Source organism: Streptomyces sp. NPDC028305, assembly GCF_055569495.1.
Genome location: NZ_JBVHTN010000006.1, coordinates 916,927 through 930,769 on the forward strand (window position 1 = coordinate 916,927; position 13,843 = coordinate 930,769).

General features: G+C 70.5%; 12 protein-coding genes and 2 pseudogenes. 5 read left to right on the forward strand and 9 right to left on the reverse strand.

From position 1 onward, the window contains the following. Positions 1-103: 103 nt before the first annotated feature. Positions 104-451: a winged helix-turn-helix transcriptional regulator gene (locus ACZ4WQ_RS29535; protein ID WP_311727177.1), complete on the reverse strand. Its 348-nt coding sequence runs from the start codon at positions 449-451 to the stop codon at positions 104-106. Positions 452-533: 82 nt separating this feature from the next. Between ACZ4WQ_RS29535 and ACZ4WQ_RS29540 the strand changes: the two genes are divergently transcribed. Beyond that, entirely contained in the window at positions 534-2,117 is a 1,584-nt protein-coding gene (locus ACZ4WQ_RS29540) for an MFS transporter (RefSeq protein WP_398376651.1), read from the forward strand. On the opposite strand, the gene ACZ4WQ_RS29545 is transcribed toward ACZ4WQ_RS29540, so the two are convergent. Together ACZ4WQ_RS29545 and ACZ4WQ_RS29550 are read right to left on the reverse strand one after the other, a co-directional pair. Next, entirely contained in the window at positions 2,104-3,000 is an 897-nt protein-coding gene (locus ACZ4WQ_RS29545) for an arginase family protein (protein WP_385351625.1), read from the reverse strand. The two genes, ACZ4WQ_RS29540 and ACZ4WQ_RS29545, sit on opposite strands and share 14 nt — an antisense overlap. A gap of 88 nt (positions 3,001-3,088) precedes the next feature. Then, positions 3,089-3,187: pseudogene (locus tag ACZ4WQ_RS29550) on the reverse strand (SDR family oxidoreductase); the annotation flags it as partial. Here ACZ4WQ_RS29550 and ACZ4WQ_RS29555 point away from each other — a divergent pair. Further along, positions 3,187-3,306, forward strand: a pseudogene (locus ACZ4WQ_RS29555) (winged helix-turn-helix transcriptional regulator); the annotation flags it as partial. The pseudogenes ACZ4WQ_RS29550 and ACZ4WQ_RS29555 overlap by 1 nt on opposite strands. Before the next feature lie 289 nt (positions 3,307-3,595). Here ACZ4WQ_RS29555 and ACZ4WQ_RS29560 read toward each other — a convergent pair. Together ACZ4WQ_RS29560 and ACZ4WQ_RS29565 are read right to left on the reverse strand one after the other, a co-directional pair. Continuing rightward, a complete protein-coding gene (locus ACZ4WQ_RS29560; RefSeq protein ID WP_385351628.1) occupies positions 3,596-3,787 on the reverse strand; it encodes a DUF397 domain-containing protein in 192 nt (63 codons plus the stop codon). A gap of 11 nt (positions 3,788-3,798) precedes the next feature. Further along, entirely contained in the window at positions 3,799-4,692 is an 894-nt protein-coding gene (locus tag ACZ4WQ_RS29565; protein WP_311727182.1) for a helix-turn-helix domain-containing protein, read from the reverse strand. 173 nt (positions 4,693-4,865) lie between these two features. Here ACZ4WQ_RS29565 and ACZ4WQ_RS29570 point away from each other — a divergent pair, with 173 nt between their 5' ends. Next, a complete protein-coding gene (locus ACZ4WQ_RS29570; RefSeq protein WP_311727183.1) occupies positions 4,866-5,330 on the forward strand; it encodes an ATP-binding protein in 465 nt (154 codons plus the stop codon). Continuing rightward, positions 5,327-5,578, forward strand: a complete 252-nt coding sequence (locus ACZ4WQ_RS29575; protein ID WP_311727184.1) for a hypothetical protein — start codon at positions 5,327-5,329, stop codon at positions 5,576-5,578. The genes ACZ4WQ_RS29570 and ACZ4WQ_RS29575 overlap by 4 nt, the downstream gene beginning before the upstream one ends. Positions 5,579-5,677: 99 nt before the next feature. Here the strand turns inward: ACZ4WQ_RS29575 and ACZ4WQ_RS29580 are convergent, their stop codons facing one another. Together ACZ4WQ_RS29580 and ACZ4WQ_RS29585 are read right to left on the reverse strand one after the other, a co-directional pair. Continuing rightward, entirely contained in the window at positions 5,678-7,951 is a 2,274-nt protein-coding gene (locus ACZ4WQ_RS29580) for a tetratricopeptide repeat protein (RefSeq protein WP_398376653.1), read from the reverse strand. Beyond that, a complete protein-coding gene (locus tag ACZ4WQ_RS29585; protein WP_311727186.1) occupies positions 7,948-8,382 on the reverse strand; it encodes a hypothetical protein in 435 nt (144 codons plus the stop codon). The genes ACZ4WQ_RS29580 and ACZ4WQ_RS29585 overlap by 4 nt, the downstream gene beginning before the upstream one ends. A gap of 221 nt (positions 8,383-8,603) precedes the next feature. Here ACZ4WQ_RS29585 and ACZ4WQ_RS29590 point away from each other — a divergent pair, with 221 nt between their 5' ends. After that, entirely contained in the window at positions 8,604-9,293 is a 690-nt protein-coding gene (locus ACZ4WQ_RS29590) for a hypothetical protein (protein WP_398376655.1), read from the forward strand. Positions 9,294-9,382: 89 nt separating this feature from the next. Here ACZ4WQ_RS29590 and ACZ4WQ_RS29595 read toward each other — a convergent pair whose 3' ends face one another. Together ACZ4WQ_RS29595 and ACZ4WQ_RS29600 are read right to left on the reverse strand one after the other, a co-directional pair. Further along, a complete protein-coding gene (locus ACZ4WQ_RS29595) occupies positions 9,383-10,273 on the reverse strand; it encodes a bifunctional helix-turn-helix transcriptional regulator/GNAT family N-acetyltransferase (protein ID WP_398376656.1) in 891 nt (296 codons plus the stop codon). A gap of 29 nt (positions 10,274-10,302) precedes the next feature. Then, positions 10,303-13,368: an NACHT domain-containing protein gene (locus ACZ4WQ_RS29600; RefSeq protein ID WP_398376658.1), complete on the reverse strand. Its 3,066-nt coding sequence runs from the start codon at positions 13,366-13,368 to the stop codon at positions 10,303-10,305. Positions 13,369-13,843 lie beyond the last annotated feature (475 nt).

Below are 13,843 nucleotides of genomic sequence, written 5' to 3' on the forward strand. Positions count from 1 at the left end.
TTGCGGCCGCGCTGATTCAATTGCGGCTCCGTCGCGTGACCGCGCCGCTACCAGATGGATATCAACGGCGTTTGGGCGGCGGGTTGTTGCGCGACCGGCTCATTCAGGCTTGTTCGCCGCGCGGCCGTGCGTCCCGATACCAGCGCCCCCACGCGTCGAGCAGATCCGTGATGCGCTCCAGGCTGCGGCCCGTTTCGGTGAGCGCGTATTCGACCTTCGGCGGCACCTCCGGATAGACCGTTCGCACGATGAGCCCGTCCGCTTCCAGCTCGCGCAGTTGCCGGGTCAGCATCCGCTGGGTGACGCCGGGCAGGGCGCGCCGGAGTTCCCCGAACCGGTGGGTGCCGGTGAGGAGCTGCTTGACGATCGCCAGTTTCCACCGGCCGCCGAGGATTTCCATCGCGATCTCGACCGCGCACTGATCTTGGGTGTCATCCACGCTGCCGCGCATCCAGCAAAGGTATCCAGAGTGGTACTACGGCACAAAAAAGACCGTACTTGTGGGCCGGGAACCGCCCGATGACAGTGCCGACATGAGCCTTCGCACGCCGCGCCCCGCCCGGACCCCCGGCAAGCCTCCCCATGGCCCCTCCGCCGAGGCGCCGGCGTCGCCGCGGCGGTGGGCCGTGCTGGCGGTTCTGAGCGCGAGCCTGCTGCTGGCCGGGATCGATCTGACCGTCATGCACGCGGCGACCCCGAGCCTGACCCGGGACCTGCACCCCAGCGGCGTGGGGCTGCTGTGGATCGTGGACGTCTACTCCCTCACCGTCGCCGCGCTGCTGGTGACCTGCGGGACGCTGGGCGACCGCATCGGCCGCAGACGACTGGTGCTGGCCGGCTTCGTGCTGTTCGGCCTCGCCTCGGCCGGCGCCGCGTTCGCCCAGACCACCGGGCAACTGATCCTCGCCCGGGCGCTGCTCGGCGCGGGCACCGCCATGATCATGGCCTCGACCGTCGCGATCATTCGCGTCGTCTTCCCCGACGCGCGCGAGCGCGCCCTGGCCCTCGGCGTCTGGACCGCCGCCCACAGCGCGGGCGCGGCGATCGGCCCGCTGGTGGGCGGGGCCCTGCTCGGGCGGTGGTGGTGGGGCTCGGTCTTCCTGGTCAATGTGCCGGTCATCGCGGTGATCCTGGCCGCCGGGGCCCGGCTCATCCCCGAATCGCGCAACCCCCTGCCCCGCTCCTGGGACCTGGCGGGCGTCGCGCTCTCCGCGGCGGGGCTGGCGGGCGTCGTCTACGCCCTCAAGCAGACCGGAGCACAGCTGCGCCCCGAGCCGGGACCCGCCCTCGCGGGCGCGGCGGGCCTGGCGCTGCTTTTCCTCTTCGTACGGCGGCAGCGCCGGCTGGCGCAGCCGCTGCTGGACTTCTCGCTGTTCGCCGACCGTCGCTTCACCGCGGCCACGGTGTGCGTCGTCGGCTGCTTCGGCGGCTATACGGCTCTGCTCTTCTTCCTCACCCAGTGGTTCCAGCTCGTGGGCGGCGCGTCGCCGCTCCGCGCCGGGCTCGCGCTGCTGCCCCTGGCCGTGGCCAACGCGGTGGGCGCCGTCGCCGCCCCGTCGGCGGCGCGCCGCTGGGGCAACCGCCGGGCCCTGACCGGGGCGCTCGCGCTCTTCTCCGGCGCGCTGCTCCTCCTGTACGCGGGCGGCGGCCCCGCGCACCACGGGGTGACGTCTGCCGCCCTGCTCGCCTCGGGCCTCGGCGCGGGAGTGGTGATGACCCTCGGCGCGGACTCCATCATGTCCTCGGCGGACCCGGATCGCGCCGGGGAAGCGGCCGCGATCCAGGAGACCTCCTTCGAACTCGGTGCGGGCCTCGGCGTCGCCGCCCTCGGCACCGTCCTGGCCGCCACCTACCGCACGGCGCTGCCCTCCTCCGTCCCCGGCGTGCCGCCCGCCGAACACGCCGCCGCGCGCGAGTCCATCGGCGCGGCCGACACCGCCGCCGACCACCTCGCCCCGGCCGCCGCCGACCTGCTGCGCGCGGCGGCCCGCGACGCGTACGACCGGGGCTTCACGGTGGTCACCCTCGTGGCGGCGGCCACCCTGGCCCTGACGGCCCTGTTGGCTGCGCTGCTACTGCGGCCGGGCAAGGCCCGTGACCGGTTCAGGGCGAGGTGAACGCCGTGTGGAGGAGGTCGGCGAGGAGGGCGGCGCAGGAGCCCTCGGGGTCGAGATCGGGGTCGTAGATGGTGACGTTGAGGCCGACGCAGCGCTTCGACCGCACCAAAATGCGCAGTACGGCGGCGAGTTCGTCGGGCAGCAGCCCGTCGGGGTCGGGGCTGTCGACGGCGGGCATGACGGAGGGGTCCAGCACATCCGCGTCCAGATGCACCCAGAACCCCTCGGTCACGGGCGCTTCGAGGGAGCGCAGAACCTCGCGCGCCAGCTCCTCCGGGCCCGATTCCCTGATCTCCCCGACCGACGCGTTCATGATCTTCAGCTCGGAGAGCTCGACCCGGTCCTCGTCGTAGTCGCGGATGCCGAGGATCCGTATGTCCTCGTCCTTGAGATACGGCCGCAGCCCTTCCAGGTCCGTCAGGTCCGCCTGCCCGCGGCCGGTCGCCAGCGCCAGCTCCTCGCCGCCCGCGGCGCCGACCCGCTCGGAGTTCCCGGGGTGCCGGAAGTCCGCGGAGGCGTCGATGGCGGCGAGCCCGTACCGCCCGATGCGCCGCAGCGCGAGCGAGGCGCCGAGCTGGATGGAACAGTCCCCGCCCAGGACCACGGGGAAGTTCCCGGCCCGGACGTGGTGCTCGATGCGGTCGGCGAGCTTGCGGGTGTACGCGGCGATGGCCCCGGCGTTGAACACGCCGTCGCCCTCCCGCCACCCGCCCCGGTCGTAGCGGGGCGGCACGACCACCCCGCCCTCGTGCGCCCCGAGCCGCTGCGGCAGCCGCTGCTCGCGGAGCGCGCCCGCGAGCTTGTAACACCCGGGCACGGTGCCTTCGGCGGGCGGCCTGAGGCCGAGGTTGGACGGGGCATCGATCACAACGAGGCTGCGCATGCGGCCAGTCTGGGCGTACGGATGTTCTATCGCCAAGCCCTTCGCCCCCGGCGGAACCCTGGTCTCCGGTGGCGGCGACGGTGGCGGGCTAGGCCAGCGCACCGCCGTCGACCGGCAGGACCACGCCGGTCACGTACGAGGCACGGTCGCTGAGCAGCCAGGCGGCGGCCTCGGCGACTTCGGCCGGTCACTCCGCTCGGAGCGGCGCTGAACGATCCGATCCACATGCTGACCGAGTGGGCGAGGACGAACGGCGACGCAATGCTCGATGCGCTCGACGCCGATCCCAAGCAGGTCCGCCCCTAGCGACTGCGGCCCCCGCGCCGGCGCTACGGCCCAGGGGGGCCGGTTACCCAAACTCCCGACTCGTTCTCTTCGGAGTAGAACCAGCCGCCGGGCCTGGGCCACCAGCTGAGCTCCGTCTGCGACACGAACCCGTCCCTGTCGCCGACCACCCTGACGAGTGCTTCGGGGGGGGCATGCCCAAAACCAGAGGGTCGAATGTTCCGCTTCGGCATAGCTCCACCAGAAATTCGTCCATATGCCACTACTCTCCCTGGTTGCGCCCTGGAGGGCGTGTGGTTGCCCGGGCGGGTCAGGTGGTGTGGTCGAGTCCGCCGGTCTTCACGGCCCGTATGAAGGAGCGGAGGGTGGCGGGGGTGGTGCGGAGCGTCGTGTCGGGCTCGTCGCTCTCCCGGATGTGTATGCGGTCGTGGGCGGTGGCGAGTTCCACGCAGTTGGCCCCGGAGGTGCTGAAGGAAGACTTACGCCAGTTGCGTATGGGCATGATCGCGATTCCTAATAGTGGCTGTAGAGGACGTATTGGATCAGCCCCAGTGAATCCCGCCCCTCGCGATCGAGGGAGGACGTGACCTTGGCGTTCACCGGAGGAAGAGCGATCGAGCAGAGCTGGTCGAACTGTTTCTGGTACTGGGCGATTGAATCTGGGGTGTGCAGAAACATGGACTGGTCCGCGTGATCCATCTGCACGGTCTCAAGCGCTCCCCCGTGCGAGGTGAGGAGACAGAACGGGGTGTTCACGGCGGACACCCCCTCTGCCGTGAAGGGTAGGACCTGAATCCTCACGTGCGGTAGTTCAGCCAGCTCTACGAGGCGCAGGAGCTGCTTGCGAGCTACTGACGCACCGCCAAAGCGCATGTGTAGCGCAGCCTCGTGGATCACGGCGTGGACCTCCGGCGGATCATCGCTGGTGAGGACCTTTTGGCGTCTCAGCCTGAAGTTGACTGCTGCGTCGATGCCTTCCGGAGTGGTGACCGTGTCGTTGGCTCGGAAGATCGCACGCGTGTAGTCCTCGAGTTGGAGGATGCCCGGGATGAACAGTGACTCGTAAGAACGGATGCTGCAGGTCCGGGATTCGAGTTCGGCCAAGTCCAACGCAGCTGGCGAGAGGCCGCCCCTGTAGCCGCTCCACCAGCCCTTGCCCTTGTCCTCCGAGAGGCTGGCAAGGGCGTCGGCGTAGGGCTCATCTCTGACCTCGTAGGCCTGCATCAAGGCGCGCAGCCGATCGAACGCGATTGCGGTGCGGGCCGCCTCTGCGTGGCTCAGATGTGTGGCGCCCATGCCGACCCGCGAACTTGCCTCGTTGATGGACAAGCCAGCCTGCTCGCGCAACTTTCGGAGTTCTGAACCGAGTCGGCGTTGCCGCTCAGTGATAACGGTTCGCAGTGCCAAGACGAGGCCTCCTGGAGGTTCCGCCCACAGTCTGCCTGCGGGTGTGGGCTCGGTCCACTCGATAGGGGGAGTAGGTTGCAGATCTGATGAGTCTATCCCTACAGTGTGTGTTGGCTGAATCACGTAGGGGATCCGTCAGATCCCTCACCTACGGAACGCCACGGAGGCGTCTCATGGGAGTACGTACCGAACCGGGGGCGGCTGACCCCGGGAATTCCATCGGCGGAACCGAGCAACTTCCGCACCGATACACCTTGTCCGCCCCCGGCATCCCTATCGCGCCCAGGCTGTGCCGAGACTTCGTACGCAACCTGCTCGTGGCCTCCGGACTGGGCCAACTCGCCGACGCGGCAGCGTTGTGCACATCAGAGCTGGTGACCAATGCGCATCAGCACGGCAAGGGAGACGTGCGGCTCGCCGCCACCATTGAGTGCACCCGCGTGCGGGTCGCAATCCACGATGACGGCCCCGCGTTGCCGTCGCCCCGCCGCGCGACGAACGACGAGACGCACGGGCGCGGCCTGTTCCTGGTCACCGCGCTCTCGGACGTATGCGGCCTGACGGTCGACGAACAACTCGACGGCACAGGCAAGGCCGTGTGGTTCGAGCTCGGACTCCCGCCCGGGGTCAAGACGTGAACGCTCAGGCACCCGGCGAGCGGGTCGCCGAACTCGTTCGGGACGAGTTCGCCGCGCTGGGCGTGTGGCTGCCTGACATACGTGCGGACCTTCGGGAGCCGCAGCGGCCGCTGTTGGTCATCGGGACGGTCCCGCTGGGGACAGGCTTCGGGATGCTGCGCGTACTGGCGGACTACAAGCGGCTGCTGAAGGCTGAGCGAGCCCGGTCAGGGCAGAGGGGTCAGCCTCAATTCGCGCCCGAAGCCTGAGTTGCGGTGAGTATGGGACAGCGACACGCCGATACCACGGCGTGTCGCTGTCCCATACTCACCGCAAAGTCACTGGCATCGAGGCTGGCTAGATCACGCTCAGGCTTCCAGAACCCGGAGAGCGCGAAGGGTTGCAGGGTGATCGGGGCCGAGAACTCGCTCACACAGCGGGAAGGCTTCACGCGCCAGTCTTTCGGCCTCGTCCGTCCGCCCCGCGCGAGCGAGGTAGTCGGCCAGTTCCGAGTAGTTCTCCACGAGGAAGGGGTGCTCGGGCCCGAGTACTCGCTCTCGTGCTTCGATGCAGCGTCGAGTTAGCTGGATGGCCTCGTCCCAACGGCCGAGCGACGCCGTGACGTAGCCGAGCAGGGCCGTGACGGCGAGCGTTTTGGGGTGGGTCGGCCCCTGGATGCGCTTGCGGTCGGCCAGTGCGCGTCGAGCGAGTGGTTCGGCCTCTTCCGCTCTGCCGAAGTGGGCGACCCCGAAGGCGTACGTATGCCTGGCCGCAAGCGTTGTGGGATGGTCGCAGCCCAGGTACTGCGCGCAGTCTTCGACGGTCTGTGGAGACGTCCGGTCGAATTCTGCCTCTTCCTTGCACACGGCAAGACCTTCAATCAGCATCGCCCGGCTGCGTAGCCCCCTGGGATGCTCCACCCCCAAAGCGCTCCGCAGCCCCTCCGCCGCACGACGCAGCAAGGACAGCGCCTCAGGCCGCCGCCCCAGTCTGAAGAGCGGCTGCTGGAGCCCGTGACACGACTCGAGCGTGTCGGGGTGGTCAGGCCCCAAGACGCGTTCGCGGACGCGCAGCACCCGGCTGTGAACCTCCTCCGACTCCGCGATGCGACCGAGCCGGAACAACGAGCGCCCCGCGCGCTGCAGCGCGCTCAACGTCAGCCGGTGCTCAGCACCGAGCACCCGTTCCGCCGCCCCCGCGGCCTCCTGGGCCAGGTCCAGGGCGGCGGCGTAGTCACCCGTCTCATGAACGCGTTCAGCGAGGCGTACGGCCAACCCCACCACCCGTTCCGCCGTCCTAACGTCTCCCTCGCGCAGCAACCGCACCGCATGCGGCACAAGCAGCGCAACGAACCCGTCCCCGACCCCGCCGTCCGCCGGAAGCGCGGCCTCCAGCAGGGCGACTGCCGCCTCCGCGAGAGCAGCACGCTGCTCCGCAGGGGTGCCCGAGGCGACGCTGTCCAGGAGTACGCCGTGCACCTGGACGCAGCGCACCGGCTGGTCCCCATCCGTACCGCCCGGCGCGGAGACGATCGTGGCCAGGGAATGATCCAGCAGCCCGCGCAAAGCAGGCTCTACGCGGGCGGCGTCCAGCAGGCCCGTCGCGCCCAGCGACGCCGGGCTCAGCACCGCGAGCGGCAGCGGGTCCGGGCTCCAGCAGGACAGGAGCCGTAGCAGCGTCGTCGCCTCCGGGAGGCCCTGGTCGGCGAGGGCATCCAGGGACAGGTGCCAGGTGCGGCTGACCAGGTGGCGGGACTCGGGGCGGCCGGAATCCAAGGCCGCGCCCTGGTCGATGAGGCCGGTCGGGTCGGCTTCTAGGCGGTTTCGGTACTCGTCCATGGACCAGGACTCCAGTAGCTGGTGGTGCAGGTAGGACCCCGCGAGGGTCAGGGCGAGCGGGAGGCAGCCGAGGCGGAGGGCGACCTGTTCGGCCGCCGCCGGGGTGCCCGCGTGGGGTGCGAGGTCGCACAGGACCTGGGCCGCGTCCTCGGTGGGCAGCACCCCGACGGGGTGCAGGACCGCGCCCCGCCAGGCGCGCGAGGTGGCGTACCGGGTCGTGACCAGCACCGTGCCGCGCGGGCTGGGGCGCAGCCAGGCGCCCTCTTGCAGGATCGCCGGGTCGTCGGCGTTGTCGATCACCAAGAGCCAGGGTTCGGCGGAGTGGTCCAGGTGGTGCCAGACGAGGTCCGCGGCGGCGCGCTGCCCGCTGTGCGCGGCGGCCAACTCGCCGGGGCCCGCGCCCCGGTCGGCGGCGACGGCCAGCATGCCCGCGCGCAGGGACAGCCGTTCGGAGGCGTTGACCCAGAGGCCGACCCTGGCCCGGTCGCGTACGGCCTCGGTGAACAGCGCGTGGGCCACCGCCGTTTTGCCGCAGCCGCCCATGCCGTGCAGTACGTGGATCTGTCCGCCGCCCTCGACCGCCGCACGTAATCGCCGCATCAGGTCCGCCCGGTCCCGCAGGACGGCCGGGGTACGGCCCACCGGGGGGACGCGTACGGTGTCCGGGCCGCCGAGCCCCGGGGTCGGTGCCCCGGCGAACAGAGAGGCGCCGGGCGCGTAGTGGTGATGGTGCTCGGCGATGTGCTGGTCGCCGGCCGACTGGAAGACCCGTCCGTGCCCGGAGGCTCGGCCTTCGGCGCTCACCGCTCGGTGATGTGCTGGTCGCGGCCCGCCTGGTAGACCCGGCCGCTGCCGGAGGCTTCGGCTCGCATATGGATGGTGGTGTTCATCGCCTGATCGTTGCCCGGCAGGGCCGGGCTCAACTCGTCCAGGACCCGGCGCAACTCCTCGACGACCTCCGGATGCGCGACGAGGAACCGCCGCATACGGCCCGCCCACTCCTCGCTCAGCTCGCGCCGGGTCTCCTCGTCCTCCGAGTCCTCCGCGTCACGCGCGGCCAGCAGGTCGTCGCGCGTGGTCTCGAGCTCGCCGTCGATCCCGTCGGCGCGGTCCGGCTGGGCCCGGCGCCATAACGCGACGATCCGCTCCCGGGCGCGCTGCCATGCGTCGGTGGCCATCAGGGCCACCACGGTGGACCCGGCTGTCCGTGCCAGATCTGCGATCTGCGGCTCCATGTGTCCCCTTGCCCCCCTCATCCCTGCGGACGTCGGCTTTTCACGATACGTCGGCCGGCCCGCCCGTCAGGCGGTTTCGTCGAGGCGGCGGCGGTGTTCGGCGGGCAGCCGTCCGGGACGAGTTCGCCGCGCTGAGCGGGGGCTTCCCGTCAGTCCAACGCGGCCCCGCTGATACCCTGCGATCTTCGCCGGTTGCCCGGACGGAGTCCCGGCAGGTCGCAATGTCCCACTTCCAGCAGCAGCTCACGACAGCCCTCGACGCCCTGGACCGTGCGTTTGCCGGTGAGGAGCCCTTCCCCGTCCAGGGATGCACGTATTGCTACGGCGAGCAGGACCTCGCCGAGCTCTCCGGACCCCTGCACCTGATATCCGACGACATGGTCACTTCCGTGGCCATGGAGGTGCCCAGCCACTGGGACGACTTCCCCAGGCTCTTTCGCCGTCTGACCCCACGCATCATCCGCCCCGTCGTCACCGGCCAGTTCCACGTCGACGAGAACCTGATCGCCTCCCGCTTGCGGGAGGCGGGCTGGACCACATGGGACGCGCCTCTGGCCGACGCCCTCCGTGACGTCTGGTCCGCCTGGTGGCGGACCACCCTGCACACCCACCCCAGCCCCGTCTCCGTCAGGGAGACCCTCAGCCTCATCACCGTCGCCACCGACACCTTGCGCCCCTGGCTGGACCTGTGGACCGCCACCCGCACCCCAGCCGCCGACGCCCACCTGGCAGACCTCGTCGACGACGTGATGTTCGAGTTCGAGATCACCGACTTGCACATGGGTTTCTACGACGAGTACCACGCCACCCCGGAGCTGTTGGACTGGCTCCTCACCGACGCGCGAGACCGCGTCGACGACGCGCGCCTCGACGAGCCGTATCTCCTCGCACACCACCGGACAGCCGGCTAGCACCGCCCGGCGCGGAGACGGCCGTCAGGCGTCGGGGAGGGGGCGGTCCGGCTGTAGAAGCCGTTGAGCAGGGCGGTGGGCTTCGGTGATCAGCCTTTGGTGATCCGCTTCTCGAACCAGTGGTGGGCGTACGGCTCGTCGTTGAACGCCGGGACCTCCGCGAAGCCGGCGGAGTGGTAGAGGCCGATCGCGGCGTCGAGCGCCTTGTTGGTGTCCAGGCGCAGTACGTCGCGTCCGTGCCGGGCGGCCCGCGCCTCCAGTTCGGCGAGGAAACGGCGGGCCAGGCCGAGGCCACGGGTGTGGGGCGCGACCCACATCCGTTTGATCTCGGCCGGGGCGCCGGGCGGCAGCTTCAGGCCGGCGCAGCCGACCGGTTCGCCGTGCAGCCGGGCGACCAGGAACAGGCCGCGCGGCGGACGGAGTTCGCCCGCGTCGGGCAGCAGGCTCCGCGCGGGGTCGAAGCCGGTCTCGAAGCGCTCCTGAAGCTCGGTGAAGTAGGCCAGCAGACAGTGCTGGGCGTCGGGGTGGTCCGGGTCCACCGCGTCCAGGGTGACCGTCGCGGCGGTCAGCAGCCGGTCGACCTCGGCCATGGCCGCCACCAGCCGGGCGCGCTGGGCGTCGTTGAGCGGCTCCAGCAGGGAGCCGGCCAGCTCGTCGCTGCGGCGGTCGAGCGTGGCGCGCTCCGCGCGGCCCGCGTCGGTGAGCCGGACGGTGCGCACGCGTCTGTCCTCCGGGTGCGGCTCCAGCGTCACCAGGCCGTCGCGCTCCAGGGCGCGCAGCAGCCGGCTGACGTACCCCGAGTCGAGCCCGAGGCGTTCGCGCAGCCGCCGTACGTCCTGGCCCTGCTCGCCGATCTCCCAGAGCAGCCGGGCCTCGCCGATGGGCCGGTCGCGGCCCAGGTAGTGGTCGTGGAGCACGCCCACGCGTTCGGTGACGGTGCGGTTGAACCGCCGCACCTGGTCGATCTGTGCCACATCCATTCTCTGACTCTAGTCAGAGAAGCGTGGTGTCAGTCCTCAGCCGCCCCCGCGGGGTCGGCTGGGAGCCCCGTGCTCAATGGCACGGTGTCGAGTGCCGTGACGGTGACATCGGTCAGCGATTCGGCGCCGGTGATCTCCGCGCGGGCGACGGTGACGGCCTCGAGGGCGGGAAGGGCGGCCAGGGGGGTCAGGTCGAGCCGGGCCCTGCCCGGGCCGCTGCTTCGGAAGGTGATGCCCAGCTGGCGGAGTTCCGGGAAAGCCTCGGCGATCCAGGCCGCGTCCAGGCTCGGTGTGAAGACGTGCAGGTCGAGCCAGGTGATCTGGTGGGGGAAGAGAGACGACGGGAGACGGCCGACGCTGATGTCGATCTTCAGGTGTTTCAGCGTCGTCAGCGTGTTCAGACCGTTGGGGAACGGCCCTCCCCTCGCCGGCGACTGGGCGAAGTCGAGGCTCCGGAGCGACAGCGCGGACAGCGGCGTCAGGTCATGGGCCCCGGAACACCTGGTCAGGACGAGGGTGCGCAGGCCCGACAGATGGCTCAGGGCGCTCAGGTCGGTGAGGGCACCGTTCCGGTCCAGCCTCAGATGGGTGACCTGGGCGAGCGAGCGGTTGGTGCGGAGCTCCTCCTCGCCGAAGTCGCCGCGCAGCTGGAGCTTGGACACGCCGCCCATGCTGTCGAGGAGGCGCAGGTGTTCCCACGTCTCCGCCGTGAAGTACAGATCGTCCGGGGCGAGGCGCGCGATCACCTCGGTGAAGTAGCGCTCGGTGTCGAACCGCCCCCAGCTCGCGGTGAGCTGTGAACGGACGAGCAGCGCGGGGTGGTTGGTGAACCGGGAGAGATAGGGGATGGCTGCGTCGGTGCCGATGTGGGAGGCGGCGACCACGCAGGAGTAGGCCCGGTCGTCGGTGAGGTCGGCCGGTGGCGGCAGCAGCTCCAGGACGAGCGGGCCCACCGTGGCCAGCTCGCGGGCGCGCGACGCGCTCAGGGGCGGGATGAAGCGCTGGGCGTCCGCGGTGACGGCGTCGCGCACCTCGGAGTTCAGATCGGGCGCGTGCTCCAGGCAGGCCAGGGCGAGCAGGGAGACGCGGAGCTCCGACTGGGGGTTTTCCCGGGCCCGGCCCAGCAGCTTGCTGAGGATCTTGGCCCGTTCGCGCGGGCGGGCGTGGGCGACCGCCATGCGGATGACGTCCTCCCACTGGGCGTCGGCGCCGTGCTCGACGAGCAGCCCGAAGTCCTCCTCCTCCACGGCCGCCTTCGCGCCGAGGAAGTCCTGGAACGTGCGGTGGACGAAGTCGATCGTGCCGACCGTCGGCTCGCGGAGCAGACCGCTGCGCAACAGCAGATGGTTCAGGATGCGCGGGGCGTCGCCGAGCGCGGTGGCCGAGGGGACGGAGGAGAGGGCGTCGGCGATGATGCGCTCCGCCCGGGCGCGGTCGAGCTCGGCCTCGCCGTTGCGGATCAGGTAGTAGGCCAGCCGCTGGAGAAGCTGGACCTGCGGCTCCTCGTCGAGCTGGACGTCGCCCTGGGTGTAGATATGGCGCTCGGTGTCGCGCCGGGTGAGGAGCATGGACAGCGCCGCGTCGTACAGCGCCTTGCGGCCGGGCGGCAGATAGCCGTTGCGCGCGCGGTGCAGGGCGCAGATCAGACCGCACATGAGGGGGTTGGTGGCGAGTCGGCCGAGGTCCGGCTTGGTGCGTACGGCGGTGTGGAGGGCCGACTGGTAGCCGTCGAGGGCGGCGCGTTCCCCGGCCTTGCGGCAGGTGGCGCGGGCGGCGTCGTGCCAGCGGTCGATGAAGGCACCGAGGTCGTCGTGGCTCATGGGGGCCAGGGCGAACTCGGTGAAGTCCTGGGCCCCCAGCCAGTCGTCGGCCACGGCGGAGGGGCGCGAGGTGACCAGCCAGAGGTTGTCGGGGTAGGCGAGGAGCAGATCGCCCAGCCAGGTGCGGGTGCGCTCCCGGTCGGGCTCGGGGATCTCGTCGATGCCGTCGATGAGCAGCAGCCCGCGCCCGGCGGTCAGCACGCGATCGGCCCAGCCGGCGGGCTGGGCGCCGTGGCGGGGGTTGTGGACGGCGGCGAGGAAGCGGTCGGGGGTGGGCAGGGCGTCCTGGCGGGCGATGGTGCGCAGGGGCAGGACGAAGGGGACGCGGCCGATCAGCTGCTCCATGCCGCGCGGCGGCTCCTGGCCGGCGGCGCAGACGGCGAGCCACTGGACGAGGGTCGTCTTGCCGGAGCCCGCGACGCCGCGCAGCAGGACCCGGCTGTGGCCCGACAGGGCCTGGTCGGCGGGGATGGGGGCCTCGGGGCCGGCGGAGATCTCCCCGTCGAGGGCGGCGACCTCCCTGCCGAGCGCCGCCGGGGCCCGGTCGCGCGCCGCGGTGATCGCCTCCAGGCTCAGATACGCCGCGTCCAGGGGCCAGCTGGCCTCTGCCTGGCTGAGGTCGATACCGACGATGGTCAGCGTCCCGTACTTCTTCTGTACGAAATCGGCGTAGTCCTTTTCGAAGCCCGCGTCCTCGGCCGACTGGGAGGGGATCCGCTCGATCAGGATGTCGATCTTGGTGATGAGGTCGGTCAGCTGGCCGCTCTGCTCGACGAGGGTGCGGGGTACAAACGTCGAGCGCTGGGTGAAGAAGTGCAGGATGTGCAGGCAGGCGGTGTCCACGAGACGTCGGTAGAGCACCGTTGCGGCCTGGCTGAGGAAGAGTTTGTTGCCCTTGGCCAGGGTGGCGTCGATGAGCATCCGGGCGAGGGCCTCATGGCCGAGCCGCACGGCCTGCACATCGTCCATGTCGAGGTCGCCCAGCGCCTGAAGCGTGGTCGCCAGGTGCATGGCGACGATCTCGTCCTCGTCGGCGGGGCACGGCCGTTCCCCCGGTCCGGCGTGCTGGACGGCTTGTGCGACGAGCTCGGCGGCGATCTTCTGGAGGTTCTTCTCCGTCAGGGTGCGCTTCTCGCCTTTGAACGAGACGAGCCCCGAGACACGGACCGGCCTGTCGACCAGACCCGCGCCGGGCCCCTCCTGCCGGAAGAGCTTCTTGATCAGCGGCGTGACGGCGGCCGAGGTGAGGCGAGCGCCAATGGTTGCGGGATCCACGTCCCCATCCCCCCGATGGTTGGTGCGGCGCGACGGCCGACGGCTTCTGATCGGACAGCGTACCGGGGCCGTAAGGTCTTTGGTCCCGAAACGGACATCGAAAGGCCGGGACGGACGATCGGCGATCTTATGGCGCGGTGATATGGCCCACAGATCACTCGCGCCCTACTACGGAAAATAGTGAGTGCCTTCGACTATGGGGCGCGCGTACGGCGCGCGCGGTGGTACGAGATTCCCGATGTGATCACCGGACGTGGCGTCTGGCCAGGTCAGAGGGGTGGGCGGAGGTGGATGTTCCGGATTCTTGGGTGGGTGATCACGGATATCGGACGGGGTCCGTGGCCCTGGTCGAATTGCGGGTGCGACTGCTTTTCGTACGGCGTGGATTAGTAGTGACAGGGGTTGGCCTCGTGGCCCGGGCGGGTTACCAAAGAACGTCTGTTCCGGTCCCCGGCCGGGACTCACCCATGTTTCT